This is a genomic window from Phenylobacterium sp., from assembly GCF_036502675.1.
Lineage (GTDB): Bacteria > Pseudomonadota > Alphaproteobacteria > Caulobacterales > Caulobacteraceae > Phenylobacterium.
This window is the reverse complement of sequence record NZ_DASXYF010000129.1, coordinates 15767-40935: the sequence shown is the minus strand read 5'-3', so window position 1 is coordinate 40935 and position 25169 is coordinate 15767. Positions and strand designations below refer to the sequence as shown.

Genomic DNA, 25169 nt, shown 5'->3' with positions numbered 1-25169 from the left:
CCTTCATTCCCGGGCTCTCCAACCAGGGCGCCGAGCGGGCGCTGATCGAGGCCGTGCGCGTCGAGGCGGGCCTGCGAAGCCAGGGCGTCGGCGGGGCGATGGTGCGCTGGGCCGCGCAGGCGGCGCGCGAGCGTGGCTGCGCCTTCATCGAGCTCCTCACCCACAAGAGCCGCGAGGCCGCCCAGCGGTTCTACGCCCGGCTGGGCTTCCAGCCGAGCCACGAGGGCATGCGGTTGACGTTCGGCCCGCCAGCCTGAGAGGCTTGCGCATTGGCGCGCGCCTCGCCACAACCAACCCACCTGCACGACGCGATGGGGATACCCGGATGGCCGAAGACTACGCCCTGCCCAAGGGCGAGCTGATGAAGGGCAAGAAGGGGGTCGTCACCGGGGTGGCGAACCACCAGTCCATAGCCTGGGGCATCACCGCCCAGCTGGCCGCCCAGGGCGCGAGCCTCAGCCTGCTGCACCTGCCGGGGATGGAGCGCCGGGTGCAGCCGCTGGCCGACAGCATCGGCGTGACCAGCCTCGCCGCCGCCGACGTGGCCGACGACGCCTCCATGGACGCGGCCTTCGCCAAGGTGGAGGCCGACCTGGGGACCCTGGACTTCTTCGTCCACGCCATCGCCTTCGCCAACAAGGACGAGCTGAAGGGCTCCTTCGTCGAGAACACTACCCGCGAGGGCTTCCTGCGCGCCCTCGACATCTCCGCCTTCAGCTTCGTCGACTGCGCCCGCCGGGCCGCCAGGCTGATGCCGAACGGCGGCTCCATCGTCACCCTGACCTACCTGGGCTCCGAGCGCGCCATCCCCAACTACAACACCATGGGCGTCGCCAAGGCGGCGCTGGAGGCGGCGGTGCGCTACGCCGCCCGCGACCTCGGCCCGCGGGGAATCCGCGTCAACGCCATCTCCGCCGGCGCCATGCGCACCCTGTCTCTGGCCGGCATCTCCGGCGGCCGCTCGATGCTGGCCCAGGGCCGCGCCCTATCGGCGCTGAAGGACGACACCCGCATGGAAGGCGTCGCCGGCTGCGCGCTGTGGCTGCTCTCCGACCTCGGCCTGTCCACCACCGGCGAGGTGGTCCACGTCGACGCCGGCTTCCACATCATGGGCCTGCCGGACGACGCGGGGGCCTGAAGACTTCGCCTTCGATGGGGCGGGGCGCGCGCTGGGAGTGGAGGCGCCTCGCAAGCGCTTACGGCCCTTTACATCATTAGCGCTTTGACGGGTCTTAAACAGCACTTCGGTGCTCCGATGTAGTGACTGTTAAATCAATGACTTATCGGAATTATGCTGAGCTGTAAGCGCCTAACAGGCGGATGCATTGCGGGTACTCCCCCGGGCGGCGCGGGTTCGTGTTGAACGGCAACGACATCTGCGGAGCGTGCGGACGGGGGCTGGCAAAGGATATCTCAAGCGTCGCCGCGTGACAAGAACATATGAGGAACATATAATCGTTTCTTCCTTCCCCCTGGAGGGGGGAAGGGTCGGGGATGGCCCCCTCGAGGGGGAAGTGAGCGGCTGTTCGCAGCGCCACTGTCCTCTGGACGCAACGCGCCGATCGTGGGCGTATCCGCCGCATGGGTGAGACCTTCGACGCCGATGTGATCATCGCGGGCGCCGGCATGGCCGGGGCCACCCTGGCGCTGGCGCTGCGGCAGGCGGGGCTGACCCCGATCCTCGTCGACCCGGCCCCCTTCGAGGCCCAGGCCGCGCCGACCTTCGACGGCCGCGCCTCGGCCGTCGCCTACGCCTGCTTCCGCCAGTGGCGCGTTCTGGGCGCGGGCGAGGCGCTGGCGCCCCAGGCCCAGCGCATCGAGCAGATCCTGGTCACCGACGGCCGCGCCCCGGGCGCGGCCTCGGGCGGGCCCTCGCCGTTCTTCCTGCGCTTCGACGCCGCCGAGATCGCCGAGGGCGAACCCCTGGGCTACATGCTGGAGAACCGTCTGATCCGCGCCGGCCTGGCCCAGGCCGTCCACGACGCCGGCATCCAGGTCCTGGCCCCGGCCAAGGTCGAGCGCGCCAGCTTCGGCCCGCGCGCCGCCACCGTCGTCCTGGGCGACGGCCGCGAGCTTGCCGCGCCGCTCGTCGTCGGCGCCGAGGGCCGTGGCTCGGTCATACGCCGCGACGCGGGGATCAATGCGGTGGGATGGGACTATCGCCAGGCCGCCGTCGTCGCCACCGTCCGCCTGGCCCGCCCGCACCACGGCGTAGCCCACGAGTACTTCCTGCCATCGGGACCCTTCGCCATCCTGCCGCTCACCGGCGACCGGGCGAGCCTGGTCTGGACCGAGTCCGCCGCCCGCGCCCAGGCGCTGAAGGAGGCCCGCGACGAGGTGTTCCACGCCCACCTGCGCCGCCGGGTCGGCGACCTGATCGGCCCGGCCGAGCGCGAAGGGCCGGTGTTCACCTATCCGCTGGCCCTGCAGCTCGCCGAACGGCTGAGCGCGCGCCGTGCGGCGCTGCTGGGCGACGCGGCGCATGGGGTCCACCCCATCGCCGGCCAGGGGCTGAACCTCGGCCTGAAGGGCGCCGCGGCGCTGGCCCAGACCCTCGTCGAGGCCTTCCGGCTGGGCGAGGACATCGGTTCGGAGATCGTGCTGGAGCGCTATGCCCGCTGGCGGCGCTTCGACACCGCCACCCTCTCGGCGGGCATGGACGCCTTCGTCCACCTGTTCTCCAACGACAACCCGCTGGCCCGCCTGGCCCGCGGCGCCGGCATGGCGGCGGTCAACCGCATCGGTCCCGCCCGCCGCTTCTTCATGCGCGAAGCCGGCGCCGCGGCCGGCGACCTGCCGCGCCTGCTGCAGGGCGAGGCGCCGTAGCCCGTTCTTCGCGCCCTGCACAAGATCTGGCGGGTCGCCGCTCCGCTCTGGCCGGGATGAGCGGAGTTTGGCGCCCGCGACGCCTATTCCCCCTCGGCCAGGTCCCGCGCCTCTTCCGGCAGCATGATCGGCGCGCCGTCGCGGATCGGATAGGCCAGCTTGGCGGCGCGGCTGATCAGCTCGCCCTTCTGGCGGTCGTATTCCAGCGGCCCGTGGGTCACCGGACAGACCAGGATCTCCAGCAGGCGCGGATCGACCTCTTGATCGGGGGCAAGGCTCATGGGCGGCGTCTATTGCATGGAATGCGAGTCGTCGTCGCCGTCTTCCAGCGCGTCGATCTCCAGGAGCGCGGTCAGCACCTCGTAGAGCCTGGCGAAGTCCCGCGCCTCCAGCAGCGCCTGCTTCTCGGCCGGCGCGAAGGGCAGGCCCATGGCCAGGCTGTTCACCAGGGCGTCGATGGGGGCGCTGTTGGCGGTGTCCCAGTCGATGTCCAGGTTGCGATGGTTCAGGTAGCTCTTCAGCGCCCGGATGAAGCGGCGCCGGTCCACCTGCGGCGACCGCCGGTCGGCGGTGAGGTCGGCGGCGAACGGGTCGAACCCCGCCCGCACCTGGCGGTAGGGCGTCGGCGTGCTCAGCTCCTCGCCGGTCTGGAAGCGGCAGACGCCGGTGAGCGTGATCAGGTAGCGCCCGTCCGGGGTCTCCGCATAGCTGGTGATCCGCCCGGCGCAGCCCACGTGCGCCAGGCTGGGCCGCGAGCGGTCGCCGCCGGGCCTAGTCTGCACCATGCCGATGATCCGGTCGCCGGCCATGGCGTCGTCCACCATGTTCAGGTAGCGCGGCTCGAAGATCTGCAGGGGCAGCTCGCTGCCCGGCAGCAGCAGCGCCCTGTCCAGCGGAAACACCGGGATCACCTGCGGCAGGTCCATCGTGCGCCGATAACCGCCCTGCATCGGGCCCTCCCGGGTTCTTAAGAGAACAGGATCGACGACAGCCGCCGCCGCCCCTGCCTGGCCACTTCGCTCATCGGCCCGGCGGCCTCGAAGACCGTCAGCAGCTGCCTGCGCGCCGCGTCCTCGTTCCAGGCGCGGTCGCGCTCGATGATCGTCAGCAGGTGGTCGGCCGCCTCGTCCAGCCGCCCGTGGCCGGCCAGCGCCTTGGCCAGCTCGAACCGCGCCTCGAGGTCGAGGCCGTCCGCCGCCACCCGCCGCTCCAGGTCCGCGGTCTCGGAGGGCGCGCCCTCGGCCAGGGTCAGGGCCGTGCGCACGCTGTCCAGCTCGGCGTCCTTGGCCCCCTCAGGCGCCATGTCCACGATCTGCCAGGCCTTCTCCGCGTCGCCGCCGTTCAGGTAGAGCCGCGCCAGGCCGGCGATGGCCTTCAGGTTCTCCGGCTCCTCCTGCAGCACCTGGGCGAAGGCCTGGGCCGCGCCGCCCAGGTCGCCCGCCGCCAGGGATTCCTGCGCCATCTCCAGCAGCTCGGCCGCCGGCCCGCCGCCGGCTGGTTCCGCGAGCCGGGCGATGAACGCCTTGATCTCGCTCTCCGGCACCGCGCCCATGAAGCCGTCCACCGGCCGGCCGTCGGCGAAGGCGAACACCGCCGGGATCGACTGCACGCGCAGCTGCTGGGCGTAGGCCGGGTTCTTGTCGATGTCGATCTTGACCAGCTTCACCGCGCCCTTGGCCGCGGTCACCGCCCGCTCCAGCGCCGGGCCGAGCTGCTTGCACGGTCCGCACCAGGGGGCCCAGAAGTCGACGATCACCGGCTGCTGGCGCGAGGCCTCGATCACGTCGGCCATGAAGCCGGCATCGGTCCCTTCCTTGATCAGGTCTGCGGGCTTGGCGTGGGTGTCCCCGATCAGGGTCATGGATCTTCCTCGTCTTCGGCGGCGCGGTCCTGGGGGTTAAATGGTCGGCCCCCCCGCCGCGTTCAACGCCGCCGCGCCGCCATGGATAACCCGCATCGCCGCGAAGTCCACCACCAGCGGCGAAACCCCGACCGCCGCCAGGAACCGCGCGAACCCCGCCCGCGACAGCGCCGTGGTCGCGGTGTTGGTCAGCGGGTGGAAATTCACCGTCTCCGCCTCGGCCAGCGTCCGGTCGAGCACGAAGCGCACCTTGTGCTCGGGGTCGTTGACCAGCGCCAGGGCGGTCACCGATCCGGGCGCCACCCCCAGGGCGGCGGCCAGCCGCTCGGCGCTGCCGAACGACAGCCGCGCCGACCCGATCACCGGCGGCAGCGCCTTCAGGTCGATCTCGGCGCCATCCGCCGCCGAGATCAGCCAGAGCTGGCCCTTGGCGTCCTTCAGGAACAGGTTCTTGCTGTGGGCGCCGGGCAGCCGGGCCTTGACCTCCGCGCCTTCCCCGACCCGGAACACCGCCTCGTGCTCCAGGGTCGGGTGGGCGACGCCGGCGGCGTCCAGCAGGGCGATCAGGTCGGCGCGGGTTTTCATCGCCTTCCCCATACCCGAACTGGACGGGAAGGCGACCGCCTCGCTACAGCACGTCGGACACCCCCTCTGGTCATTGAGCGTCCTCATGAACCTCGAGTGCTACCCGGTCACCGAACGGCCGCCGGAAATCGTCGCCGGCCGTCCCCAGCGCGCCTGGATGGACCGCTTCGCCGCCCGCCACCCCTACCGCTGCCTGCCGCTGGCCATGGCCAACTCCACCGGGTGGGAGATCCTCTGCCCGATGGGCTTCACCCTGGAGTGGAACGGCGGGGTGCGGCAGGAGGACATCCAACTCAAGCCCGACCACCCGCACCCGGACTTCCACAAGTTCGTGCAGTCGCACTTCAGCCACGGGGTGGCGACCTTCCACACCGGCTACCTGTTCCGCACGCCGCCGGGCTGGTCGATGTGGGCCATGGGGCCGCCTAACCACATCAAGGACGGGATCCAGCCGCTGGCCGGCCTGGTGGAGACCGACTGGCTGCCGTTCCCCTTCACCATGAACTGGCTGTTCACCCGCCCGGGCCGCGTGCGCTTCGAGAAGAACGAGCCCTTCTGCTTCATCACCCTCACCCAGGACAAGCCGATGGCCGACATCCAGCCGGTGATCCGCGCCATGAGCTCCAACCCCGAGCTGCGCGACCAGTACGACGTCTGGGAAAAGCACCGCACCGAGTTCAACCAGAGGATCTTCCGGCAGGACCCCGACGCCACTCGCGAGGCCTGGCAGCGCTACTACTTCAAGGGCGAGTTCCCCGAAGAAGTGGCCCCCGCCGCCCCGAACCACGTCAACAAGCGCCGCCTGAAGTCGCCGAGATTCGGCGGCTAGGCGCGCCGGCTTGCCAACCGATGGGGCGTCTGCCATAAGCCGCCTCTCGAAATTTCGGGGCGGGCCAAGGCGCACGACCTCGAGGAGCGCGGGCGTAGCTCAGTGGTAGAGCACAACCTTGCCAAGGTTGGGGTCGAGAGTTCGAATCTCTTCGCCCGCTCCAAATTTTCCGCGGCGATGACGAGCCTTCCGACGGCGTGAGCGCCGGGTCCCGGCGTCTGCGATCCGCCTGGGCGGGGGCGCCGCCGCCGCTTTTTCCGGCCTTGCGGAAGCGCGCGACGGCGCGCGCCCGAATAAACCAGGCCTTTGAAAAAAACCCGATTTATTCAGCGCGCGGTATGGCCGCGTCTCTTCCCGGGCTTCGTCGGCTTCAGCCCCTCAGCTTGCGCAGCAGGACGTCCAGGTCGCGGGCCAGGGTCGGGTCCTCGCCTTTCAGGGCCTCGATGCGGCGCACGGCGTGCAGCACCGTGGTGTGGTCGCGGCCACCGAACCTGCGGCCGATGTCCGGCAGCGAGCGGGTGGTGATCTGCTTGGCGATCCACATGGCCGCCTGCCGCGGACGGGCCACGGCGCGGGCGCGGCGTTCGGAGATCATGTCCGCCTGCTGCAGGCCGTAGTGCTCGGCCACCGCCTTCTGGATCTGGTCGACGGTCACCCGCTTCTCGGAACACGCCAGGTGCGGCTTGAGGATCGCCTGCGCCTCGTCGAGGCTGAGGCGCGCCAGGTCGGCGCCCACCCGGGCCACCAGGGTGTTCAGCGCCCCCTCGAGCTCGCGCACCGAGTCGGTGAAGCGGTCGGCCAGGAATTGCAACACCTCGGAGCGGGCGGAGGGCACGAAGCGGCCCTGCTGCGCCAGCGTCGCCAACTTGCGCTCCAGGATGCCCAGGCGCAGCGTCCGGTCGGCCGGCTCGACGCCGCAGACCAGGCCCGACTGCAGGTGCGAGCGCAGCCGCGGGTCCATCTCCGACAGCTCGGTGGGCGAGCGGTCGGCGCTCATCACCACCCGGCGGCCGTCCTCCACCAGGGCGATCAGGGTGTGGAACAGCTCCTCCTGGGTGGAGGGCTTGCCGGCCACGAAGTGCACGTCGTCGATCAGCAGCAGGTCGGCGTTGCGCAGGTCGTCCTTGAAGGCCGCCGTCTGCCGGTCCTGCACCGCGCGCACGAAGGTCGAGGTGAAGCGCTCGGCGGTCAGGTAGACCACCCGCTTCTCCGGCGCCGTGCGCATGGCCTCCCAGGCCATCGCGTTCAGCAGGTGCGTCTTGCCGAAGCCGTAAGGCCCGTGGAACAGCACCGGGTTGAAGTGGCCGTCCGACCAGGACGCCACCCGCCGGCCCACCGCGAAGGCGAACTCGTTGGCGGGGCCGGACACGAAGGTGTCGAAGGTGAACCGCTCCTGCAGCCCCTGCTGGCGGGCGGTGCGCACGATGTGGGGCGAGGCGGCCGCCTCGGCGGCTTCGAGCGCACCGCCGGCGGGCCGGGCCGGCAAGGCGTCCGGCATCTCCACGGAGGCGGGCTGGGCGGCGGCGTCGAACTCCATCCGCGACTTCAGGTCGAGGGGACGGCTCAGCGGGTCGTTCTGCGCCCATAGCTCGCTGATGCGGCGCCACGCATGGCGGCGGATCCAGTCGCGCGCCACCCCGGTGGCCGCGACCAGGCAGGCCTGGGCGGGGGTCTCGCGCAGCGACGCCTGGCCCAGCCAGGAGCCGAAGGTCGCTTCCCCCAGCTCATGCCGCAACACCACGCACGCCTTGGTCCAGACCGCCCCCCCTGGCGTGTCGGACACGGCTCCCGCGTAACCCCCCGTCGTCATCGTCTCCACCTTCAGCGCCCGCCCGGTCATACCGTTCGCAACCCCCACTGCTGCGTCGTGATTTGTTTAGGGTATACAGATCCTTACCCGGCGAACGCTTCCCGCTCGCCAGCGCCGTTTTTTTGATCCGAGTTCAGATTGAATACGCCTAAGACCAGCCAGACTAGTCGGGGGCCCTGGCCGGTCAACGGGGATTCTTCGCGCCGTCAATCGATATTTCGATTGACTCGCCGCAGGCCCCGGAGCCGCAAGGGAAACTTGTAAAACAACCTCCGAACGCTGAGCGGAATCGCCGCACCCGTCGCACCCGGAGGGCGCGACGGGCAGCCGAAAACGGCCCCTGGATAGAGGCCGTGATCAAGCCGGGTATGGCGGAAAAGAACGACCGGGTCGGACCGGTCCGACCGGCTGGTCGGGGCGCGAGCGCCCTGCCGGATCAGGCGACGGAAAGCTTCTTCAGCTGGGCCGCCAGGCGCGAGACCTTGCGCGAGCCGGTGTTCTTGTGGACCAGGCCCTTGGAGACGGCGCGCATCAGCTCCGACTGGGCCTCGACGAAGGCGCTCTTGGCCAGGGCCGCGTCGCCGGCGGCCAGGGCCTCCTCGAAGCGGCGCAGGAAGGTGCGGACGCGCGAGCGGCGCGCCTTGTTCACGGCGGTGCGGCGTTCAATCTTGCGGACCGCCTTCTTGGCGCCGGGCGTGTTGGCCATAAGTCAGCTCTCAATACGGATCGCGCCCGACGGCGCCGGGCGGTGAAAATCGGAGGCGCGGATATACGGGAAGCCCCGCCTGCGGTCAATGCGCTGCTGGAGGTCCTATTGCGCCTTGAAGACCGGCTTCCGCTTCTCGACGAAGGCGGCCATGCCCTCGGTCTGGTCGTCGAAGGCGAACAGGGAGTGGAACAGCCGCCGCTCGGTCTTCACCCCCTGGGCCAGCGGGGTCTCGAAGGCGGCGTTCACCAGTTCCTTGGCCATCATCACCGCCAGCGGCGAGAGGGCGGCGATGGCCTTGGCCGCGGCCATGGCGGTGGGGATCAGCTCGGCGGCGGGCACCACGCGGGAGACCAGGCCGCAGCGCTCGGCCTCGGCGGCGTCCATCATCCGGGCGGTCAGGATCATGTCCATGGCCTTGGACTTGCCCGCGGAGCGCGGCAGGCGCTGGGTGCCGCCGGCGCCGGGTATGACCCCCAGGTTGATCTCCGGCTGGCCGAACCTGGCGGTATCGGCGGCGATGATGAAGTCGCACATCATCGCCAGCTCGCAGCCGCCGCCCAGGGCGAAGCCGGCCACCGCGGCGATCACCGGCTTGCGGCAGCGGGCCGCCGCCTCCCAGTTGCGGGTGATGAAGTCCTCCTTGAAGACGTCGGCGTAGGACTTGGAGGCCATCTCCTTGATGTCGGCGCCGGCGGCGAAGGCGCGCTCGGAGCCGGTGATCACCATGCAGCGCACGGCCTCGTCCGCCTCGGCGGCGGCCAGCGCCGCGGACAGCTCGTCCATCAGCTGGCTGTTCAGGGCGTTCAGCGCCTGGGGCCGGTTCAGCCGGATCAGGGTCACGCCCTCGGCGGTCTCGACGATGAGGGTTTCATAGGTCATGGCCGGCTCCTGCTTGTGGTCGATCGGGGCTTAAGGCCCCTCGACGGAATAGCCAAGGGCCCGGAGGCGGGCCGGCAGGCCCCCGGACCCGATCAGGTGGCCGACGCCCACCACCACCACCGTCCGCCCCTTGCCCGCCAGCCGGGCGGTGAGCGGCCCCATCCAGCGGGCGTTGCGGTCGGTCAGCATGCGCTTGAACAGCGCGGGCGAGGCCTTGCGCAGGGGCGCCAGCGCCTCGCGGTCGAGCGCCGCCACGTCGCCGGCCATCCAGGCGGCCAGCAACTGCTCGTACTGGTGCGGATCGGTCTCCATCTCGCCCAGGGTCTCGTCAAGCGAGGCGATCTGCTCGGGCATCGGCGCGCCGTCGAACAGCGCCACCTGCTCGGCCGGAGTCTCGAAGGACCGGCGGACGGCCGTGGCGGGCAGGGCGGCGGACACCGCCTTCTCGACGCCGGCGTCGGCGGTCCCGCCGGACCTGGCGTACAGCGTCACGGCCAGCACCACCTCGGCGAACCAGGGCTCCAGCCGGTCGATGAGCGGCATCGAGGCGCCAAAGGCCTGCGCCACCCGCGCCAGCCGCGCCGCGTCCGGCGGACCCAGCATCGCCGACAGGGTCTGGCCGGGCGGCAGCACGCCCTGGGCCGCCGCCAGTCGCGCCACCTCGGCCTCGGAGGCGGCGTCGACCGGCAGCTCGAACCAGACGTCGTCGGCGGACTTCAGCGCCCGGTCGAGGGCCGGCGGCTTCCAGTCCAGGCCCGGCGGCAGGACATGGACGGAGCCGAACAGCACCAGCTCGGAGTCGCGGTCGCGGACGGTCCAGACCGGGGGCCTGGCCTGGGCGGCGCCGGCGGCGAGGGCGGCGGCGAGCGCCAGGACGAGGGATTTCCACATTGGGGGGACCTTAGCCGAGGCGGCCGGACGATGGCGCCCCGCGTCGGGGTTACGTCTGGCAGACCGGGCAATGGAAGGTGGAGCGGCCGGCCTGGGCCTTCCGCGCGACGACGCCGGCGCAGCCGCGGTTGGGGCAGGGGGCGCCCTCGCGGCCGTAGACTCGGAAGCGGTGCTGGAAATAGCCCAGCGCCCCGTCGGCGGCGGCGTAATCGCGCAAGCTGGAGCCGCCGGCCGCGATCGCCTCGGTCAGCACCGCGCGGATCGCCGCCACCAGTTTCACCAGGCGCGCCCGGGAGATTTCACCGGCCGGCCGGAAGGGCGAGATGCGCGCCCGGTGCAGCGCCTCGCAGACATAGATGTTGCCCAGCCCCGCCACGATCCGCTGGTCGAGCAGCAGGGTCTTGGGCCCCTGCCTGCGGCCGGCGAGGGCGCCGGCCAGGCGGTCGGCGTCGAAGGCGTCGGAGAGCGGCTCCGGCCCCAGGTTTGCGAACCAGGGGTGCGTTCCCAACTCCGCGGTCGGGATCAGCGCCATGTAGCCGAACCGGCGCGGGTCGTAATAGGTGACCTGCGCGCCTGCCTCGGTGGCGAACTGCACGTGGGCGTGCCTGGGGTCGGGGTCGGCGGCGTAGTGGAATTCGCCGGGCCGCACCGCGCCCTCCGGCCGGGCGATCTCGAAGCGGCCGCTCATGCCCAGGTGCATCACCAGGGTGTCGCCGCGGTCCAGCGCCCCCAGCAGGTACTTGGCCCGCCGCTGCAGCGTCAGGATCACCGCCCCGGTCAGCCGCTGCACGAAATCCGGCGGCAGGGGAAAGCGCAGGTCGGGCCGCCTGGCCTCCACCCGCGCCAGGCGCGCGCCGGCCAGCACCGGCTCCAGGCCGCGCCGCACGGTTTCGACCTCGGGGAGCTCCGGCATGGGCCGGGTGTGCACGCCGGGCGGCGGCGGATCAAGCCGCAAGCCGGCCCTGCGCTGGCGCGGGCGCGCTCCCGCGGCTATGAGCAAGCCATGCCCAGCGCCACCTTCGGGTTCCAGGACGTCGACCCCGCCGAGAAGCCCGCGCTGGTGCGCGGCGTGTTCGACCGCGTGGCCCGCCGCTACGACCTGATGAACGACCTGATGAGCGGCGGCGTCCACCGGCTGTGGAAGGACGCGGTCGCCGCCCGGCTCAATCCGCAGCCGGGGGAACTGATCGTCGACTGCGCCGGCGGCACCGGCGACATGGCCCGCCGCTTCGCGAAGATGGCCCGCGCGGCCCAGCTGCGCCGCGGCGGCGACGACGCCCGGGTGGTGGTGGTCGACTACAACGCCGAGATGATCGCGGCCGGCCGTGCGCGGGGCGCGCCGCCGGAGGTGGTCTGGGCGGTGGGCGACGCCCAGCGGCTGCCGCTGCCGGACGCGGCGGCCGACGCCTATGTGATCGCCTTCGGCATCCGCAACGTCACCGACATCGCCGCCGCGCTCGCCGAGGCGCGCCGCGTGCTGAAGCCGGGCGGCCGGTTCCTCTGCCTCGAGTTCTCGCGGCCGGTCACCGAAGCGCTGCAGAAGGCCTATGACGCCTATTCCTTCAAGGTCATCCCGGCCATCGGCGGGGCGGTGGCCGGCGACCGGGCGTCCTACCAGTACCTGGTGGAGAGCATCCGCCGGTTCCCCGACCAGGCGCGGTTCGCCGCGATGATCGGCGAGGCCGGCTTCTCGCGGGCGAGCTGGAGCAACTTCACCGGCGGCGTAGCGGCGCTGCACCAGGGCTGGGCGATCTAGCGGCATGAGCGGGGCCGCGGCGTTCGGCCGGCTGATCGGCGCAGGCTGGATCCTGGCGCGCAACGACGCCCTGCTGCCGCGGGAGCTGGACGCTCTCTATCCCCCGTCGGTGCGCAGCCTGGCGGCGGCGCTGCGGCTGGTCTCCGGCGGCCCGGCGCGGCAGGGCCGGCCTGGCGAACGGCTGGCCCGCGCCCTGGAACGGCTGGGACCGGTGGCGATCAAGCTCGGCCAGCTGCTCTCGACGCGGGCCGACGTGTTCGGCGCAGAGTTCGCCCAGGACCTGGCGCGGCTGAAGGACCGGCTGCCCCCCTTCGACACCGAAGTGGCCCGCCGCGAGATCGAGCGCAGCCTGGGCCGGCCGGTGGAGAGCCTGTTCGCGACCTTCGGCGCGGCGGTGGCCGGCGCCTCGCTGGCCCAGGCGCATGACGCGGTGCTGCTGGACGGCCGCCGCGTGGCGGTGAAGGTGCTGCGGCCGAACATCGAGCGGCGCGTGGCCGCGGACGCCGAGGTCCTGGCGCTCGCCGCCCGCCTGGTGGAGCGCTGGTCGCCCGCGGCGGGGCGGCTGGAGCCCCGGGCCCTCGCCGCCACGGTGATCCGCGCCACCGAGCTGGAGCTGGACCTGCGGCTGGAGGCCGCCGGCGCCGACGAGCTGGGCGCGGTGATGGCCGAGGACGGCTACATGGGCGCGCCCAAGGTGGTCTGGGACGGGGTCGCCAAGCGGGTGCTCACCCTGGAGTGGGCCCACGGCGCGGCGCTGTCGGATCCGCAGGCGCTGCAGCAGCCCGGGCTCGACCGCCCGGCCCTGGCCGACAAGCTGATCCGCGCCTTCCTGGCCCAGGCGCTGGACCACGGCGTCTTCCACGCCGACCTGCACGAAGGCAACCTGTTCGTGGCCGCGCCCTGCGAGATCACCGCCGTGGACTTCGGCATCGTGGGCCGGCTCGGTCCGCCGGAACGCCGCTACCTCGCCGAGATCCTCTGGGGTTTCCTGGAGCGCGACTACGAGCGGGTGGCCCGGGTGCATTTCGACGCGGGCTATGTGCCGCAGGGCCACAGCGTGCCGGCCTTCGCCCAGGCGCTGCGGGCGGTGGGCGAGCCGGTGTTCGGCCGCCCGGCCAGCGAGGTCTCCATGAGCCGGCTGATGACCCAGCTGTTCGAGATCACCGCCCTCTTCGACATGCGCCTGCGGCCCGAGCTCGTCCTGCTGCAGAAGACCATGATGACCGTCGAGGGCGTCTCCCGCCGGATCTATCCGCAGCACGACATGTGGGCCGCCGCCGATCCGGTGGTGCGCCGCTGGATGCTGCGCGAGCTGTCCCCCGCCGCCCGCGTCCGCCGCCTGGCCGAGGACGCCGCGCAGGCGCTGCGCAACCTGGCCCGCATGGTCCAGCCGCCGGAGGCCGTGGCGGTGGCCGAGGCCCGGGAGGCCTCTTCATCGGCCCTCCTGTGGTTCGCCGTCGGGGCCCTGGTCTCCGGCGCCGCCTTCGCTGCTGCGAAGATATTGTTTTAGAGCGGCGATTGTCCGGACCGAGTGTCCCTCGACGCCGCTCACCCCGGCGAAGGCCGGGGCCCAGAGTCAGCCTGAGCGTCTCGTGGGTTTCACCTGGTCCCGGCCTTCGCCCATAGGCGCCAACTTGAGCCTGCAGGGTTCGCCGCGGAGCTTTTCCTCCCCTGTCCCGAAGAGGTGGCGCGCTCCCCCCGGGGTCCGGCTTGTGGCCCGGCCCGAGGATGAGCTCCGAGGGCGTGACGGTGGGGGCGGCGACCGCGCTGCAGAACCCGCGCCCCTCCACCCCCGCTCTTCGGCGGGCGGTCCCCCTCCCCGTCCTCTTCGGGACAGGGGAGGAAAAGGCGTCGTCGCCCTTGAGTTAGCGCCTGTGGGCGAAGGCCCGGGGGGATCGGCCCAACCACCGCCGTCCGGGCGGCGGGCCTGCGACTAGCCCTCGCCGCGCGAGGCGGTCTGCCGGTCGCGGTCCTTCTGTTCGGCCCAGTACTGCGCGCCGTCGCGCGGCTTGAACATGGTCTTCGGCAGGCCGTCCTTGTTGGCCACGGCGAAGACGTTGGTCCTGGCGTCGTAATAGAGGGTGTCGCCGTTCGGCCGCTTCAGGGTCTCGGCGCCGGAGGGCGGGTTGGTGACGAAGTTGTGCGCCTTGGCCACATAGGCCTCCACATCGGCGGCGGCGAAGTCGGCCCCGTTGCGCTCGAAGCCGCGCCGGGCGCCCTCCTCGGCGGAATAGCGCTTGGTGGACGCCCACACGGCCTCGCCGTCCAGCTTCATCGCCGGCTCGGCGCGGTGGTCGACGCCGTCGCCGGAGGAGGCCCGGCCGCTGTCGGCGAACCGCCGCGGCGCCTCCGATGGTCCCGCGTCGTCGCGGGCGGCGGGCTCCCTGGCCCGGTCGCCGCGCGCCACCGCCGACGGCCCGTTGTCACAGCCGCTCAACAGCAGCGTCGCCGCTCCGACGGCCGCGCCCGCGACCGCCCAATTCCACACCTTCGCCATCCTCGTTCTCCCGTCCCAAGGCCCAGGTTGGAACAAATAAAGAACACTCCGGGAAGTTTGTCCAGCGCCTTCGGATGCCCTAAAGCGGGCGGACTTCAGTGACGGGGCGCGGCGCCTTGAGCGGCAAACGGATTCTCCTGATCGTCGGCGGCGGGATCGCGGCCTACAAGGCGCTCGAACTGGCGCGGCTGCTGCGCAAGGCGGACGTGGCCGTCCGCCCGATCCTGACGCGCGCCGGGGCGGAGTTCGTCACCCCGCTGTCGCTGGCGGCGCTCTGCGAGGACAAGGTCCATGGCGAGCTGTTCTCCCTCACCGACGAGGCGGAGATGGGCCACATCGAGCTGTCGCGCTCGGCCGACCTGGTGGTGGTCGCGCCGGCCACCGCCGACCTGATGGCCAAGGCGGCGAACGGCCTGGCCGACGACCTGGCCTCCACCACCCTGCTGGCCACCGACAAGCCGGTGCTGATGGCGCCGGCGATGAACGTGCGCATGTGGGGCCACGCCGCCACCCGCCGCAACCTGGCGACGCTGCAGGCCGACGGCGTGACCATCGTCGGCCCCGACGAGGGCCCGATGGCCTGCGGGGAATATGGCCCGGGACGGCTCGCGGAGCCTGCGGCGATCTTCCAGGCGATCATGGCGGCGCTCGCCGGGCCCGCCGGCCGGCCGCTTGCCGGCAGGCGCGCCCTGGTCACCGCCGGCCCGACCGTGGAGCCGCTCGACCCGGTACGGGTGCTGACCAACCGCTCCAGCGGCCGGCAGGGCTACGCCATCGCCGAAGCCCTGGCCGCGCTCGGCTGCGAGGTCACCCTGGTGTCCGGCCCCACGGCCCTGCCGGCGCCGGCCGGCGTGGTCCGCGTCGATGTGGAGACCGCCCGCGAGATGCTGGCCGCCTGCCAGGCCGCCCTGCCGGCCGATGTGGCCGTCTGCGTCGCCGCCGTCGCCGACTGGCGCCCGGAGGCCGCCGGCGCCGCCAAGGCCAGGAAGGCCGACGCCGCGCCGGTGCTGAAGCTGGTGGAGAACCCCGACATCCTGGCCACCCTCTCCCGCGCCCAGGCCCGCCCGAAGCTGGTGGTGGGCTTCGCCGCCGAGACCCACGACGTCGAGGCCCACGCCCAGGCCAAGCTCGCCCGCAAGGGCTGCGACTGGATCGTGGCCAACGACGTCAGCGCGCCGGGCGTCATGGGCGGCGAGACCAATACGGTGGCCATCGTCGGCCGCGGCGGGATCGAGCGCTGGGAGCGGGCCTCCAAGACCGACGTGGCCCGCAGGCTGGCCGCCCGCATCGCCGAGGCCCTGGCGTGACGCCGGTCATCGCCGTCCGCCGCCTGCCGCATGGCGCGGGTCTGCCGCTGCCGGCCTATGAGACGGCGCTGGCCGCCGGCATGGACCTGCGCGCCGCCGTGGACGAGGCGGCGCCGCTGACGCTGCAGCCCGGCGAGCGCCTCGCCGTGCCCACCGGCCTGGCCATGGCCCTGCCGGCCGGTTTCGAGGCCCAGGTGCGGCCGCGCTCCGGCCTGGCGCTGAAGGCGGGGATCACCTGCCTGAACACGCCCGGCACCATCGACGCCGACTACCGGGGCGAGGTGAAGGTGATCCTGGTCAACCTCGGGCAGGCCCCCTTCGTCATCCGCCGCGGCGAGCGCATCGCCCAGATGGTCATCGCCCCCGTGGTCCAGGCCGCCTGGGCGGAGGTGGAGACCCTCGACGACACAGCCCGCGGCGAGGGCGGCTTCGGCTCGACGGGACGGTAAGTCACCGGGTCCGAAAGCCCAGCACGTCGCGCATGTCGTAGGCGCCCGGCGGCTTGCCGGCCAGCCAGGTCGCCGCCTCCACCGCGCCGCGGGCGAACAGGCCGCGATCGCGGGCGGAGTGCGACAGGGTGAGGATCTCGTCCTCCGCGGCGAACACCACGCTGTGCTCGCCGACGATCTCGCCGCCGCGCATCACCGAGAAGCCGATCTCGCCGGCGGGCCGCACCCCGGTGACGCCCTCCCGCGTCCAGCGGGCCACGTCGTCCAGCGCCACGCCGCGTCCCTCGGCGGCGGCGTCGGCCAGCATCAGGGCGGTGCCGGAAGGCGCGTCGACCTTGCGCCGGTGGTGCGCCTCGAAGACCTCGATGTCGTAGTCCGCGGCCGACAGCGCCCGGGCCGCCTGCTGCACCAGCCCCATCAGCATGTTGATTCCCAGGGAGAAATTCCCGGCCCGCAGCACGGCGACCCGTTCGGATGCGGCCTGCACGGCCCTGAGTTGCTCGGCATCGAAGCCGGTGGAGCCGATCACCATGGCCGGCCCGCCCCGGGCGGCGCAGCGTTCGGCCAGCGCCGCGGAGGCCGCCCCGGTGGTGAAGTCGATCACCACGTCGGCGGCGGCCAGCGCCGCCTCCACGTCCACGAGGCCGGGCCCCTCGGCGCCCGGCTGGTCGAAGCGGGCGGTCACCTGCAGGCCGTCGCGGGCCTCGGCGGCGGCATGGACCACGCGGCCCATGCGGCCGAGCGCGCCGGCGACGGCGATGCGGATCGGGGCGGGGGGCAGGGCGGTTTCTCCAACGGCGGCGGTTCGCTTGGGCGCTACTCTCGCCAGCGCCGCCGCCGGGTCAACCGCGGAATGGCGGCGCCTCAGCCGGGGTAGTGCGCCTCCAGCCGGTAGGCCGAGCCGTCGCGGGTGCGCCAGCTCGAATAGAGGCCGAAGCGGTCCAGGCGGAAGGCCGGCGAGCGGAACAGGTTGTTGCGCTGGATCCAGGCCGCCACCTGCGAGGGATCGGGCCTGCGGGTATAGGCCAGCGTCAGGTGCGGCCGGTAGGCCCGCCGCTCCATCGTCAGGCCGGCCCGGCGGGCGGCGGCGGCGCAGGCCGCGGCCAGCCGCTCCAGCGCCGGATCGGCGACCACCGCGGCCCAGACGGTGTGGATGTCCGGCCCTTCCCCGAAGGCGCCCACCCCCTGCAGCGAGAGGTCCAGGACCGGGACGTTCACCCCGGCCAGCGCGGAATCCAGGTCGCGGGCCACGTCCTCGCGGACCTCGCCGTAGAAGGCGAGGGTGATGTGGAACGCCTCCCGCAGCCGCCAGCGGGCGCCGGGCAGGCCGTGCTGCAGGCGTTCCAGGTCGCCGGCCAGCTCGGGCGGGAGGGCGAGGGCGGTGAACAGCCGGATCATCCCCCGCCGTTTAGCGCCGCAACTCTCTGAATGCACGCCGCCGGGCGCACCCGGCGGCCTGAAGCAAGGGTTGTGCGCAGCATCTTGCGCAGACGGGGCGGCGCCACGATATTGAGATGGCGTCCGATCGGGGCGCTTTGATCAAGGCTGATCCTCACATGAGCGACCTCAACCGCGGCTATGCGCGCACGGTCCCCGCGGACCGCGCCGACATGTCGGTGGACGCAGGCCTGCGCAGCTTCATGCTCGGCGTCTATAACAAGGTGGCGCTGGGCCTTCTTCTCTCCGCCGGTCTGGCGTTCCTGACCGGCACGTTCGCGCCGGTGCGGGACCTGATGTTCACCCAGGCCGCCAACGGCCGGGTAGGCTACAGCCTGCTGGGCATGGCCGTGGCCTTCGCGCCGCTGGCCATCCTGCTGCTGTCGTCATTCACGATGCGCAACCCGAACCCGCGTTCGGCCGGCGCGCTCTACTGGAGCATCGTGACCCTGATCGGCGCCTCGCTCGGCGTCCTGGCGCTGGTCTATACGGGCACGTCGATCTTCTCGACCTTCCTGATCACAGCCACGGCGTTCGGCGCACTGAGCCTGTTCGGCTATTCGACGAAGAAGGACCTGACCGCGGTCGGCAGTTTCCTGATTATCGGCCTGTTCGGGATCATCATCGCCTCGCTGGTGAACATGTTCCTGCACTCCTCGATGATGGCCTTCATCGTCAACGTGCTGGGCGTGCTGATCTTCGCGGGCCTGATCGCCTACGACACCCAGCGGCTGAAGATGAGCTACTATCAGATGGGCGGCGACCAGTCGGCGATGGGCGTGGCCACCAGCTATGGCGCGCTCAGCCTGTACCTGAACTTCATCAACCTCTTCCAATTCCTGCTCAGCCTGTTCGGCTCGCGCCGCTAAGGCGCGTTCAGGAGCGGAACGACCTGGACCCCGGCCTCACCGCCGGGGTCTTTTCGTTCGGGCGTCGGAAGGGCCTAATCCACCACGCGGAAACGGCCGCGGTCGAAGACCTTCAGCACCTGGTCCAGGTCGTGGCCGCGGCGCAGCACCACCCCGCCCTGGCCCAGTACGGCCCAGGCGCCTTGCGCCCGGGCCAGCGCCGGACGCTTCTCGATCCGGTAGAGCGGCGCTTCCGAGGCGCGGCGGAACACCGAGAACACCGCCGCATCCCGCAGGCCGTCGATCGCGTAGTCGCGCCATTCGCCGGCGGCGACCATGCGGCCATAGAGGGAGAGGATCCGATTCAGTTCGCGCCGCTCGAAGAAGATCGGGGCGTGCCGGGGCGGCGCGGGGGTCGGGTCGAACGTCATCCGATCCCAGCCTAGACCGAAAACCGCCGGGGAGGCGAGCCGCCGCGCTCTGCGGCCGACCGCCACAGCGGTCGCTTCGCCTCGAAATGACCTTATTTCGGTCCCGCCGCAGCCCCCTTGCGCCGCGATAGAGGGAGCGTCGGTTGGTCGGAACCTTGCTGGTCCCGGATCCTGAACAGCCCCCCCAGCCCCCCTGGATCGCGGGCTTCGATCAACCGGCACATACTTCCCAGGCACAAGCTATCGGCCTTCGAAGTCCACACGATTCAAATAACGCCTTCCCAAAGCGTTTCGCCCGCGTGGTCCTCTCCAGCCGCGCGGGCTTCGCTTTGCCGGGGTCAGGGCTTCGCGGCGCCGGCGGGCGCGCCCGGCTGGGCCACGGCCAGCACCCGGCCGCCCTGCGCGGCCTGCACCAGCACCACCGTCGAAAGCCCATCCTCCGGCGGCGGCGTCAGCCGGTAGGCGGTGGGCCGGCCCTTCCAGGCGCCCAGGCGCTGGACCTGCCGCACCACGTTCTTGTGGGCGATGGTCTGGCCGCGGTTGTCGCCGGTCTTGACCTCCACGTCGCGCTCGCGCGGGTCGTAGCGGACCAGCCAGACCTCGGCCCCGCCGTGGGGCGGCGCGCCGAAGCCCACGTCCACCCGCCGCGCGGTGATGAAGCGGACGTCCGGCGGGTCGCGGCGCGCCCGGGCGGCGTCGCGCACCAGGGCCTCGATCCTGTCGGTCTGCTGGCCGGCCGCCTGGGCGTGGCCGTCGATCACCACCTGCGGCGTATAGGGCTCGCGCAGGGCCAGCCTGGCCACATAGGCCTTCTGGCGCTGGGCGAACTCCGGCTTGGCGAAGGTGTCGGCCCAGCCCAGGTAGTCCCAGTAGTCCACCGAGAAGGTCAGCGGCAGCAGGCCCGGCCGGTCCGCCAGCTTGCCCACGAAGGCGTTGGCCTCCCCGCAGGAGGCGCAGCCCTGGGCGGTGTAGAGTTCGACCACCACAGGGGCTTTGGCCGCCGCGGCGGCCGGCGCCGCCAGCAGGACCAGGGATATGAGCGCCGCCCTTCGCATCGGCGCGCACTTAACCGGAGTTCCCGGGCGCCTGCGTGTCAACAAGGTGTGAGCGTGGCCTTGCCGATCGGCTGACGGAGGGGGTTCTCCGCAGATACGAGAGCCCCCTCCGTCGCGCTTCGCGCGCCACCTCCCCCAGCGAGGGAGGACCATGGAGCGCATGTCCGCCGTCAGGCCGCGGGCCGCGCCAGGTTGCGCAGCACGTAGTTCAGCACCCCGCCGTTCTTGAAGTATTCCAGCTCCGTGGGGGTGTCGATCCGGCAGCGCACCGGGAAGCGGGCGATGCGGCCGTCCGACGGGCGGTACATCTCCACGATCAGCTGCTTGCGCGGGGCGAGCTCGGTCAGGCCGCGGATGGTGACGATCTCCTCGCCGGTCAGCCCCAGCTTGTGCCAGCCTTCCTGCAGGAACTGCAGCGGCAGCACCCCCATGCCCACCAGGTTGGACCGGTGGATCCGCTCGTAGCTCTCGGCGACCACCGCGCGCACGCCCAGCAGCTTGGTGCCCTTGGCGGCCCAGTCGCGGGACGAGCCGGTGCCGTATTCCTTGCCGGCGAACACCACCATCGGGCGGCCTTCCGACTGGTAGCGCATGGCCGCGTCGTAGATCGACATCACGTCCTGCGACGGGAAGTGCTTGGTCACCCCGCCCTCGATATCCGGGGTGATGCGGTTGCGGATGCGGATGTTGGCGAAGGTGCCCCGCATCATCACCTCGTGGTTGCCGCGGCGCGCGCCGTAGGAGTTGAACTCCGACTGCGGCACCTGGTGCTCGCGCAGGTAGGTCCCGCCCGGCGAGGTGGCCTTGATCGAGCCGGCCGGGGAGATGTGGTCGGTGGTGATCGAGTCGCCGAACACGCCCAGGATCCGGGCCTCGACGATGTCGGTGATGGCCGACGGCTCCATCTGCATGTTGGCGAAGTAGGGCGGGTTCTGCACATAGGTGGAGCCCACGTCCCAGGCGTAGGTCTGGCCGCCGGCCACCTGGATGCCCTGCCAGTTCTTGTCGCCCTTGAAGACGTCGCCATAGCGGTTGGCGAACATCTTGGAGGTGACGTGCTTGCGCTGCAGGGCGGCGACTTCCTCGCTGCTGGGCCAGATGTCTCTCAGGAACACCGGCGTCCCGTCCTTGCCCACGCCGAGCGGCTCCCTGACCAGATCGATCTTCATGCTGCCGGCCAGCGCGTAGGCCACCACCAGCGGCGGCGAGGCCAGGTAGTTGGCGCGCACGTCCGGGTTCACCCGGCCTTCGAAGTTACGGTTGCCGGAGAGCACGCTCACCGCCACCAGGTCGCCCTTCTGCACCGCCTCCGCGATCGGCTCGGGCAGGGGCCCCGAGTTGCCGATGCAGGTGGTGCAGCCGTAGCCCACCAGGTTGAAGCCCAGCGCGTCGAGCGACTTGGTCAGGCCGGCGCTCTTCAGGTAGTCGGTGACCACCTGCGAGCCGGGGGCCAGCGAGGTCTTCACCCAGGGCTTCACGGAAAGCCCCTTCTCGATCGCCTTCTTGGCCAGCAGGCCCGCGGCGATCAACACGCTGGGGTTGGAGGTGTTGGTGCAGGACGTGATGGCGGCGATCACCACATCGCCGTCGCCCACGTCGAAGATCTCGCCCTCCACCGGCATGCGGGGCGCGTCGACGGTGCGGCCGAAATCGCTCTCCAGCGCCACGTTGAAGGCGGAGGCCGCGTCGCTCAGCAGCACCCGGTCCTGCGGCCGCTTCGGCCCGGCCAGCGACGGCAGCACCGTGGGGAGGTCCAGCGACAGGGTGTCGGTGAACACCGGGTCGGCGTCGCCCGGCTCGTGCCACAGGCCCTGCTCGCGGGCGTAGGCCTCGACCAGCGCCACGCGGGCGGCGTCGCGGTTGGTGGCGGTCAGGTAGTCGATGGTCGCCCGGGTGATCGGGAAGAAGCCGCAGGTGGCGCCGTATTCCGGGGCCATGTTGGCGATGGTCGCCTGGTCCTCGAGGGTCAGGTTGGACAGGCCGGAGCCGTAGAACTCCACGAATTTGCCCACCACGCCCTTCTTGCGCAGCATCTGGGTGACGGTCAGCACCAGATCGGTGGCGGTCGCGCCCTCGGGCAGCGCGCCCGTCAGCTCGAAGCCGATCACCTCGGGGATCAGCATCGGGATCGGCTGGCCCAGCATGGCCGCCTCGGCCTCGATGCCGCCCACGCCCCAGCCCAGCACGGACAGGCCGTTGATCATGGTGGTGTGCGAGTCGGTGCCGACCACGGTGTCGGGATAGGCGGTGGTCGCGCCGTCCTCGTCATTGGTCCAGACGGTCTGCGCCAGGTACTCCAGATTGACCTGGTGGCAGATGCCGGTGCCGGGCGGCACGACGCGGAAGTTGTTGAACGCCGAGGATCCCCAGCGCAGGAAGCGGTAGCGCTCGATGTTGCGCTCGTATTCGCGCGCCACGTTCTGCTCGAAGGCCTTGGCGGCGCCGAAATAGTCGACCATCACCGAGTGGTCGATCACCAGGTCGACGGGGTTCAGGGGATTGATCTTTTCAGGGTTGGCGCCGAGGTGGGTCATGGCGTCGCGCATGGCGGCCAGGTCGACCACCGCCGGCACGCCGGTGAAGTCCTGCATCAGCACCCGCGCCGGGCGGAAGCTGATCTCGTGCTGGGTGGCGCCCCTGTTGTCCAGCCAGGCGGCGAGCGCGCGGAGGTCGTCCTGACCCACCGACACGCCGTCCTCGTTGCGCAGCAGGTTCTCCAGCAGCACCTTCATGGAGACCGGCAGGCGCGATACGCCCGCCAGGCCGCCGGCTTCCGCCGCCCGCAAGCTGTAGTAGACATAGGTCTTGTCGCCCACCACGAGCTCGCGGCGGGTTTGCAGGCTGTCGATAGACGCCATCAGGGGATCCTCTCTCTGTTCCCGGCCGCTCACATACCGCATCGGGGATCGCGCGCTCTTCAAGGCGGACCCACAGCGTCCGCCCCCGCGCCGCGTACGCCCCCCAAGGTGGCGACGGCCGGGGGCGTCATAGCCGCAACCACCGGTCCCGTCCATGCGGGCGCACGTTCCGCAGCGCTGCGGCGGCGCCTGCACGAAAGCGAGGCGCGGTGATCCAGGCCCTGACGCTGTCCGGCGTCGCCGTCCGGCGGGGCGGCCGGCGACTGTTCGAGGGACTGAACCTGAGCCTCGCGTCCGGCGAGGCGGCCGTGCTTTCCGGCCGCAACGGCGCGGGCAAGACCAGCCTGCTGCGCGCCGTCGCGGGCCTGGTGGCGCTCGAGGCCGGAACCGTCGCGTTCGGCGGGGCCGATCCCGCCGCGGCCCGCGCCGGCGGCCTGCACCTCGTCGGCCACCAGGACGGGCTCAAGCCCGCCCGCACCGCCGGCGAGGAACTGGCCTTCTGGGCGGCCTGGTGCGGCGGCGCGGCTGCCGGGGCCACGGCGGCCGTGGAGCGGCTGGCGCTCGAACCCCTGCTCGACCTGGAGGTGCGCCGGCTCTCCGCCGGACAGCGGCGGCGGCTGGCGCTGGCCCGCCTGCTGGCCGCGCCGCGCCCGCTCTGGCTGCTGGACGAGCCGATGGCGCCGCTGGACGCCGGCTGGCGCGTCCAGTTTGGCGCGATCCTGGCCGAACACCTGGCCGGCGGCGGCCTGGTGCTGGCCGCGGCGCACGACCCGCTGCCGATCCCCGCGCAGGTTCTGGAGATCGCCGGATGAGCCCGGCGCTGCGCCTGCTGGCCCGGGAGGCGGCGCTGGCCTGGGGCCGGGGCGGCGGCGCCCTGGTGACCGTGGGCTTCTACGCCGGGACCGCTGCGCTGCTGCCGCTAGCCGTGGGGCCGGAGCCGGCGCGGCTCGCCGCGGTGGCGCCGGGCGTGGCCTGGATCGCCCTGGCGCTGGCCTCCCTGCTGGGCCTCGACCGGCTGTTCGAGCGCGACTTCGAGGACGGCTCGCTGGACCTGCTGGTCCTCTCGCCCCTGCCGCTGGAGATCGCCTGCGCCATCAAGTGCCTGGGACAGTGGATCGCGGCCGGGGCGCCCCTGGCGCTCGCCGCTCCCGTGGCCGCCGTCGCCCTGGGCGCCGATCCTCGCCTGGCGCCGCTGATCCTCGCCTGCGCCCTGGTCGGCGGCCTGGCCTTCGCCTTCACGGGGGGGATCGGCGCCGCGCTCAGCCTGGGCGCCCGCCGCGGCGGCCTGCTCACGGCGGTGATCGTCCTGCCGCTCCTCACGCCCCCGGTGATCTTCGGCGGCGGCGCCCTCGACGCCTTCGCCGGCGGCCTGCCGTGGAGCGCCGGCTTCGCCCTCTTGTCCGCCTACGCCGCCGCGGCCGTCGCCCTGGGTCCCCTGGCCATGGCCGCCGCCTGCCGCAACGCGCTGTCCTGACCCGCGCGACGGAGTTGGCCCACGGCCGCGTTGAACCGGGTCAGGGACATAGAACGGAGCCACCCATCCATGAAGCCCACCCTTCTCCGCGGCCTGGCGATCGCCGGCGCCCTGGCCGTCACCGCCGCCGCGGGCGTCAGCCTGGCGCAGCAGGCCTCCGCATCGCCGCCGCCCGCCGCCCGCCAAGGCTGGGACCGCGGCGAGCGCCCCGACCCCGCCGCGATGGCCCAGCGCCACGCCCAGCGCCTGCGCGACGTGCTGCAACTGCGGCCCAACCAGGAGCCGGCGCTCACCGCCCTGATGGACGCGATGAAGCCGCCGGAAGGGATGCGGGACCGGATGCGCGCCGAACGCGAGGCGATGCAGGGCCTGACCACGCCCGAACGCCTCGACCGGATGCGCGACCGCATGACCCGGCGCCAGGCCGAGTTCGACCGCCGGGCGATGGCCATCAAGCGCTTCTACGCCCAGCTCGCCCCCGGCCAGCAGAAGGCGTTCGACGCCATGGCGCCGACGGACGGCGGCATGGGCGGCCACCGCGAGGGCAAGGACGGCGGCGGCCGCCACGGCATGGGCGGCATGGGCCATATGGGCGGCGCGGGCGGCGAATAGCCGCCCCCGCCCGGGGGCCCGGCCTGCGAAGTTCTCCCCGGGGGGGAGGCGTCTC

27 protein-coding genes and 1 tRNA gene are annotated in these 25169 nt (G+C 72.1%); 13 read left to right on the top strand and 15 right to left on the bottom strand.

Annotated elements, in window-relative coordinates:
* The 3 genes from VGL30_RS17150 to VGL30_RS17140 all read left to right on the top strand — a co-directional run.
* Window positions 1-257, top strand: a 257-nt coding sequence (locus tag VGL30_RS17150) for a GNAT family N-acetyltransferase (protein WP_331541238.1), incomplete at its 5' end; no start/stop codon positions are given.
* A 68-nt stretch (window positions 258-325) separates the two neighbouring features.
* Entirely contained in the window at window positions 326-1138 is an 813-nt protein-coding gene (locus tag VGL30_RS17145; protein WP_331541237.1) for an enoyl-ACP reductase, read from the top strand.
* 443 nt (window positions 1139-1581) lie between these two features.
* Window positions 1582-2826 (top strand): UbiH/UbiF/VisC/COQ6 family ubiquinone biosynthesis hydroxylase, encoded by a 1245-nt coding sequence (locus tag VGL30_RS17140; RefSeq protein ID WP_331541236.1) that lies wholly within the window; start codon window positions 1582-1584, stop codon window positions 2824-2826.
* A gap of 83 nt (window positions 2827-2909) precedes the next feature.
* Here the strand turns inward: VGL30_RS17140 and VGL30_RS17135 are convergent, their stop codons facing one another.
* The 4 genes from VGL30_RS17135 to VGL30_RS17120 are packed head-to-tail and all read right to left on the bottom strand — an operon-like array spanning window position 2910 to window position 5272.
* Entirely contained in the window at window positions 2910-3107 is a 198-nt protein-coding gene (locus tag VGL30_RS17135; protein WP_331541235.1) for a Trm112 family protein, read from the bottom strand.
* Window positions 3108-3116: 9 nt separating this feature from the next.
* Window positions 3117-3776 carry an LON peptidase substrate-binding domain-containing protein gene (locus tag VGL30_RS17130; protein ID WP_331541234.1) on the bottom strand — a complete coding sequence of 220 codons (660 nt, stop codon included), beginning with the start codon at window positions 3774-3776 and terminating at the stop codon, window positions 3117-3119.
* 17 nt (window positions 3777-3793) lie between these two features.
* Window positions 3794-4687 carry a co-chaperone YbbN gene (locus tag VGL30_RS17125; RefSeq protein WP_331541233.1) on the bottom strand — a complete coding sequence of 298 codons (894 nt, stop codon included), beginning with the start codon at window positions 4685-4687 and terminating at the stop codon, window positions 3794-3796.
* 36 nt (window positions 4688-4723) lie between these two features.
* On the bottom strand, window positions 4724-5272 hold the full coding sequence (locus tag VGL30_RS17120) for a prolyl-tRNA synthetase associated domain-containing protein (protein ID WP_331541232.1): 549 nt from the start codon (window positions 5270-5272) through the stop codon (window positions 4724-4726).
* An 85-nt stretch (window positions 5273-5357) separates the two neighbouring features.
* Between VGL30_RS17120 and VGL30_RS17115 the strand changes: the two genes are divergently transcribed.
* The gene (locus VGL30_RS17115) at window positions 5358-6101 is read left to right on the top strand and encodes a DUF6065 family protein (protein ID WP_331541231.1); all 744 of its coding nucleotides are present in this window, start codon (window positions 5358-5360) and stop codon (window positions 6099-6101) included.
* Between the two features lie 88 nt (window positions 6102-6189).
* Window positions 6190-6264: transfer RNA gene (locus VGL30_RS17110), tRNA-Gly, on the top strand.
* Between the two features lie 207 nt (window positions 6265-6471).
* On the opposite strand, the gene dnaA is transcribed toward VGL30_RS17110, so the two are convergent.
* From dnaA to mutM, 5 genes are all read right to left on the bottom strand, one after another.
* Window positions 6472-7911, bottom strand: a complete 1440-nt coding sequence (gene dnaA / locus VGL30_RS17105; protein ID WP_331541230.1) for a chromosomal replication initiator protein DnaA — start codon at window positions 7909-7911, stop codon at window positions 6472-6474.
* A 436-nt stretch (window positions 7912-8347) separates the two neighbouring features.
* Window positions 8348-8617 carry a 30S ribosomal protein S20 gene (gene rpsT / locus VGL30_RS17100; protein ID WP_331541229.1) on the bottom strand — a complete coding sequence of 90 codons (270 nt, stop codon included), beginning with the start codon at window positions 8615-8617 and terminating at the stop codon, window positions 8348-8350.
* A 105-nt stretch (window positions 8618-8722) separates the two neighbouring features.
* Window positions 8723-9499 carry an enoyl-CoA hydratase gene (locus tag VGL30_RS17095; RefSeq protein ID WP_331541228.1) on the bottom strand — a complete coding sequence of 259 codons (777 nt, stop codon included), beginning with the start codon at window positions 9497-9499 and terminating at the stop codon, window positions 8723-8725.
* 30 nt (window positions 9500-9529) lie between these two features.
* Window positions 9530-10390 (bottom strand): TraB/GumN family protein, encoded by an 861-nt coding sequence (locus VGL30_RS17090; protein ID WP_331541227.1) that lies wholly within the window; start codon window positions 10388-10390, stop codon window positions 9530-9532.
* 49 nt (window positions 10391-10439) lie between these two features.
* Entirely contained in the window at window positions 10440-11303 is an 864-nt protein-coding gene (gene mutM / locus VGL30_RS17085) for a bifunctional DNA-formamidopyrimidine glycosylase/DNA-(apurinic or apyrimidinic site) lyase (RefSeq protein WP_331541226.1), read from the bottom strand.
* A gap of 90 nt (window positions 11304-11393) precedes the next feature.
* Here mutM and VGL30_RS17080 point away from each other — a divergent pair, with 90 nt between their 5' ends.
* Both VGL30_RS17080 and ubiB read left to right on the top strand, forming a co-directional pair.
* Window positions 11394-12146, top strand: a complete 753-nt coding sequence (locus VGL30_RS17080; protein ID WP_331541225.1) for a class I SAM-dependent methyltransferase — start codon at window positions 11394-11396, stop codon at window positions 12144-12146.
* A 4-nt stretch (window positions 12147-12150) separates the two neighbouring features.
* Window positions 12151-13656 carry a 2-polyprenylphenol 6-hydroxylase gene (ubiB, locus tag VGL30_RS17075; protein WP_331541224.1) on the top strand — a complete coding sequence of 502 codons (1506 nt, stop codon included), beginning with the start codon at window positions 12151-12153 and terminating at the stop codon, window positions 13654-13656.
* A gap of 423 nt (window positions 13657-14079) precedes the next feature.
* On the opposite strand, the gene VGL30_RS17070 is transcribed toward ubiB, so the two are convergent.
* Entirely contained in the window at window positions 14080-14643 is a 564-nt protein-coding gene (locus VGL30_RS17070; RefSeq protein ID WP_331541223.1) for a hypothetical protein, read from the bottom strand.
* A gap of 116 nt (window positions 14644-14759) precedes the next feature.
* Here VGL30_RS17070 and coaBC point away from each other — a divergent pair, with 116 nt between their 5' ends.
* The gene (gene coaBC, locus VGL30_RS17065; protein WP_331541222.1) at window positions 14760-15950 is read left to right on the top strand and encodes a bifunctional phosphopantothenoylcysteine decarboxylase/phosphopantothenate--cysteine ligase CoaBC; all 1191 of its coding nucleotides are present in this window, start codon (window positions 14760-14762) and stop codon (window positions 15948-15950) included.
* Window positions 15947-16399 (top strand): dUTP diphosphatase, encoded by a 453-nt coding sequence (gene dut / locus VGL30_RS17060; protein ID WP_331541221.1) that lies wholly within the window; start codon window positions 15947-15949, stop codon window positions 16397-16399. Before coaBC ends, dut begins: the two co-directional genes overlap by 4 nt.
* 1 nt (window position 16400) lies before the next feature.
* Here dut and dapB read toward each other — a convergent pair whose 3' ends face one another.
* Together dapB and thpR are read right to left on the bottom strand one after the other, a co-directional pair.
* The gene (dapB, locus tag VGL30_RS17055; protein WP_331541239.1) at window positions 16401-17165 is read right to left on the bottom strand and encodes a 4-hydroxy-tetrahydrodipicolinate reductase; all 765 of its coding nucleotides are present in this window, start codon (window positions 17163-17165) and stop codon (window positions 16401-16403) included.
* A gap of 98 nt (window positions 17166-17263) precedes the next feature.
* Window positions 17264-17797: an RNA 2',3'-cyclic phosphodiesterase gene (thpR, locus tag VGL30_RS17050; protein WP_331541220.1), complete on the bottom strand. Its 534-nt coding sequence runs from the start codon at window positions 17795-17797 to the stop codon at window positions 17264-17266.
* 158 nt (window positions 17798-17955) lie between these two features.
* Between thpR and VGL30_RS17045 the strand changes: the two genes are divergently transcribed.
* Window positions 17956-18705 carry a Bax inhibitor-1/YccA family protein gene (locus VGL30_RS17045; RefSeq protein WP_331541219.1) on the top strand — a complete coding sequence of 250 codons (750 nt, stop codon included), beginning with the start codon at window positions 17956-17958 and terminating at the stop codon, window positions 18703-18705.
* A gap of 74 nt (window positions 18706-18779) precedes the next feature.
* Here the strand turns inward: VGL30_RS17045 and VGL30_RS17040 are convergent, their stop codons facing one another.
* From VGL30_RS17040 to acnA, 3 genes are all read right to left on the bottom strand, one after another.
* On the bottom strand, window positions 18780-19115 hold the full coding sequence (locus VGL30_RS17040) for a DUF2794 domain-containing protein (protein ID WP_331541218.1): 336 nt from the start codon (window positions 19113-19115) through the stop codon (window positions 18780-18782).
* Between the two features lie 338 nt (window positions 19116-19453).
* Window positions 19454-20170 carry a DUF1223 domain-containing protein gene (locus VGL30_RS17035; RefSeq protein ID WP_331541217.1) on the bottom strand — a complete coding sequence of 239 codons (717 nt, stop codon included), beginning with the start codon at window positions 20168-20170 and terminating at the stop codon, window positions 19454-19456.
* Window positions 20171-20340: 170 nt separating this feature from the next.
* Entirely contained in the window at window positions 20341-23028 is a 2688-nt protein-coding gene (gene acnA / locus VGL30_RS17030) for an aconitate hydratase AcnA (RefSeq protein ID WP_331541216.1), read from the bottom strand.
* 209 nt (window positions 23029-23237) lie between these two features.
* On the opposite strand from acnA, the gene ccmA reads away from it, so the two are divergent.
* The 3 genes from ccmA to VGL30_RS17015 all read left to right on the top strand — a co-directional run bounded on the left by ccmA (window position 23238) and on the right by VGL30_RS17015 (window position 25114).
* Window positions 23238-23840 carry a heme ABC exporter ATP-binding protein CcmA gene (gene ccmA, locus VGL30_RS17025; protein WP_331541215.1) on the top strand — a complete coding sequence of 201 codons (603 nt, stop codon included), beginning with the start codon at window positions 23238-23240 and terminating at the stop codon, window positions 23838-23840.
* Window positions 23837-24502 carry a heme exporter protein CcmB gene (ccmB, locus tag VGL30_RS17020; RefSeq protein WP_331541214.1) on the top strand — a complete coding sequence of 222 codons (666 nt, stop codon included), beginning with the start codon at window positions 23837-23839 and terminating at the stop codon, window positions 24500-24502. Before ccmA ends, ccmB begins: the two co-directional genes overlap by 4 nt.
* A 69-nt stretch (window positions 24503-24571) precedes the next feature.
* Window positions 24572-25114, top strand: coding sequence for a Spy/CpxP family protein refolding chaperone (locus tag VGL30_RS17015; RefSeq protein ID WP_331541213.1), 543 nt, complete (start codon window positions 24572-24574; stop codon window positions 25112-25114).
* Window positions 25115-25169: the final 55 nt, after the last annotated feature.

Coding starts and splice junctions, on each gene's coding strand:
- VGL30_RS17140 (WP_331541236.1), top strand. CDS start 1,582: ATGGGTGAGACCTTCGACGCCGATGTGATCATCGCGGGCGCCGGCATG.
- VGL30_RS17090 (WP_331541227.1), bottom strand. CDS start 10,390: ATGTGGAAATCCCTCGTCCTGGCGCTCGCCGCCGCCCTCGCCGCCGGC.
- dnaA (WP_331541230.1), bottom strand. CDS start 7,911: ATGACGACGGGGGGTTACGCGGGAGCCGTGTCCGACACGCCAGGGGGG.
- VGL30_RS17045 (WP_331541219.1), top strand. CDS start 17,956: ATGAGCGACCTCAACCGCGGCTATGCGCGCACGGTCCCCGCGGACCGC.
- VGL30_RS17115 (WP_331541231.1), top strand. CDS start 5,358: ATGAACCTCGAGTGCTACCCGGTCACCGAACGGCCGCCGGAAATCGTC.
- VGL30_RS17035 (WP_331541217.1), bottom strand. CDS start 20,170: ATGCGAAGGGCGGCGCTCATATCCCTGGTCCTGCTGGCGGCGCCGGCC.
- VGL30_RS17145 (WP_331541237.1), top strand. CDS start 326: ATGGCCGAAGACTACGCCCTGCCCAAGGGCGAGCTGATGAAGGGCAAG.
- VGL30_RS17080 (WP_331541225.1), top strand. CDS start 11,394: ATGCCCAGCGCCACCTTCGGGTTCCAGGACGTCGACCCCGCCGAGAAG.
- VGL30_RS17135 (WP_331541235.1), bottom strand. CDS start 3,107: ATGAGCCTTGCCCCCGATCAAGAGGTCGATCCGCGCCTGCTGGAGATC.
- ccmB (WP_331541214.1), top strand. CDS start 23,837: ATGAGCCCGGCGCTGCGCCTGCTGGCCCGGGAGGCGGCGCTGGCCTGG.
- acnA (WP_331541216.1), bottom strand. CDS start 23,028: ATGGCGTCTATCGACAGCCTGCAAACCCGCCGCGAGCTCGTGGTGGGC.
- VGL30_RS17130 (WP_331541234.1), bottom strand. CDS start 3,776: ATGCAGGGCGGTTATCGGCGCACGATGGACCTGCCGCAGGTGATCCCG.
- VGL30_RS17040 (WP_331541218.1), bottom strand. CDS start 19,115: ATGACGTTCGACCCGACCCCCGCGCCGCCCCGGCACGCCCCGATCTTC.
- ubiB (WP_331541224.1), top strand. CDS start 12,151: ATGAGCGGGGCCGCGGCGTTCGGCCGGCTGATCGGCGCAGGCTGGATC.
- VGL30_RS17125 (WP_331541233.1), bottom strand. CDS start 4,687: ATGACCCTGATCGGGGACACCCACGCCAAGCCCGCAGACCTGATCAAG.
- VGL30_RS17015 (WP_331541213.1), top strand. CDS start 24,572: ATGAAGCCCACCCTTCTCCGCGGCCTGGCGATCGCCGGCGCCCTGGCC.
- rpsT (WP_331541229.1), bottom strand. CDS start 8,617: ATGGCCAACACGCCCGGCGCCAAGAAGGCGGTCCGCAAGATTGAACGC.
- thpR (WP_331541220.1), bottom strand. CDS start 17,797: ATGATCCGGCTGTTCACCGCCCTCGCCCTCCCGCCCGAGCTGGCCGGC.
- VGL30_RS17095 (WP_331541228.1), bottom strand. CDS start 9,499: ATGACCTATGAAACCCTCATCGTCGAGACCGCCGAGGGCGTGACCCTG.
- mutM (WP_331541226.1), bottom strand. CDS start 11,303: ATGCCGGAGCTCCCCGAGGTCGAAACCGTGCGGCGCGGCCTGGAGCCG.
- VGL30_RS17070 (WP_331541223.1), bottom strand. CDS start 14,643: ATGGCGAAGGTGTGGAATTGGGCGGTCGCGGGCGCGGCCGTCGGAGCG.
- VGL30_RS17120 (WP_331541232.1), bottom strand. CDS start 5,272: ATGAAAACCCGCGCCGACCTGATCGCCCTGCTGGACGCCGCCGGCGTC.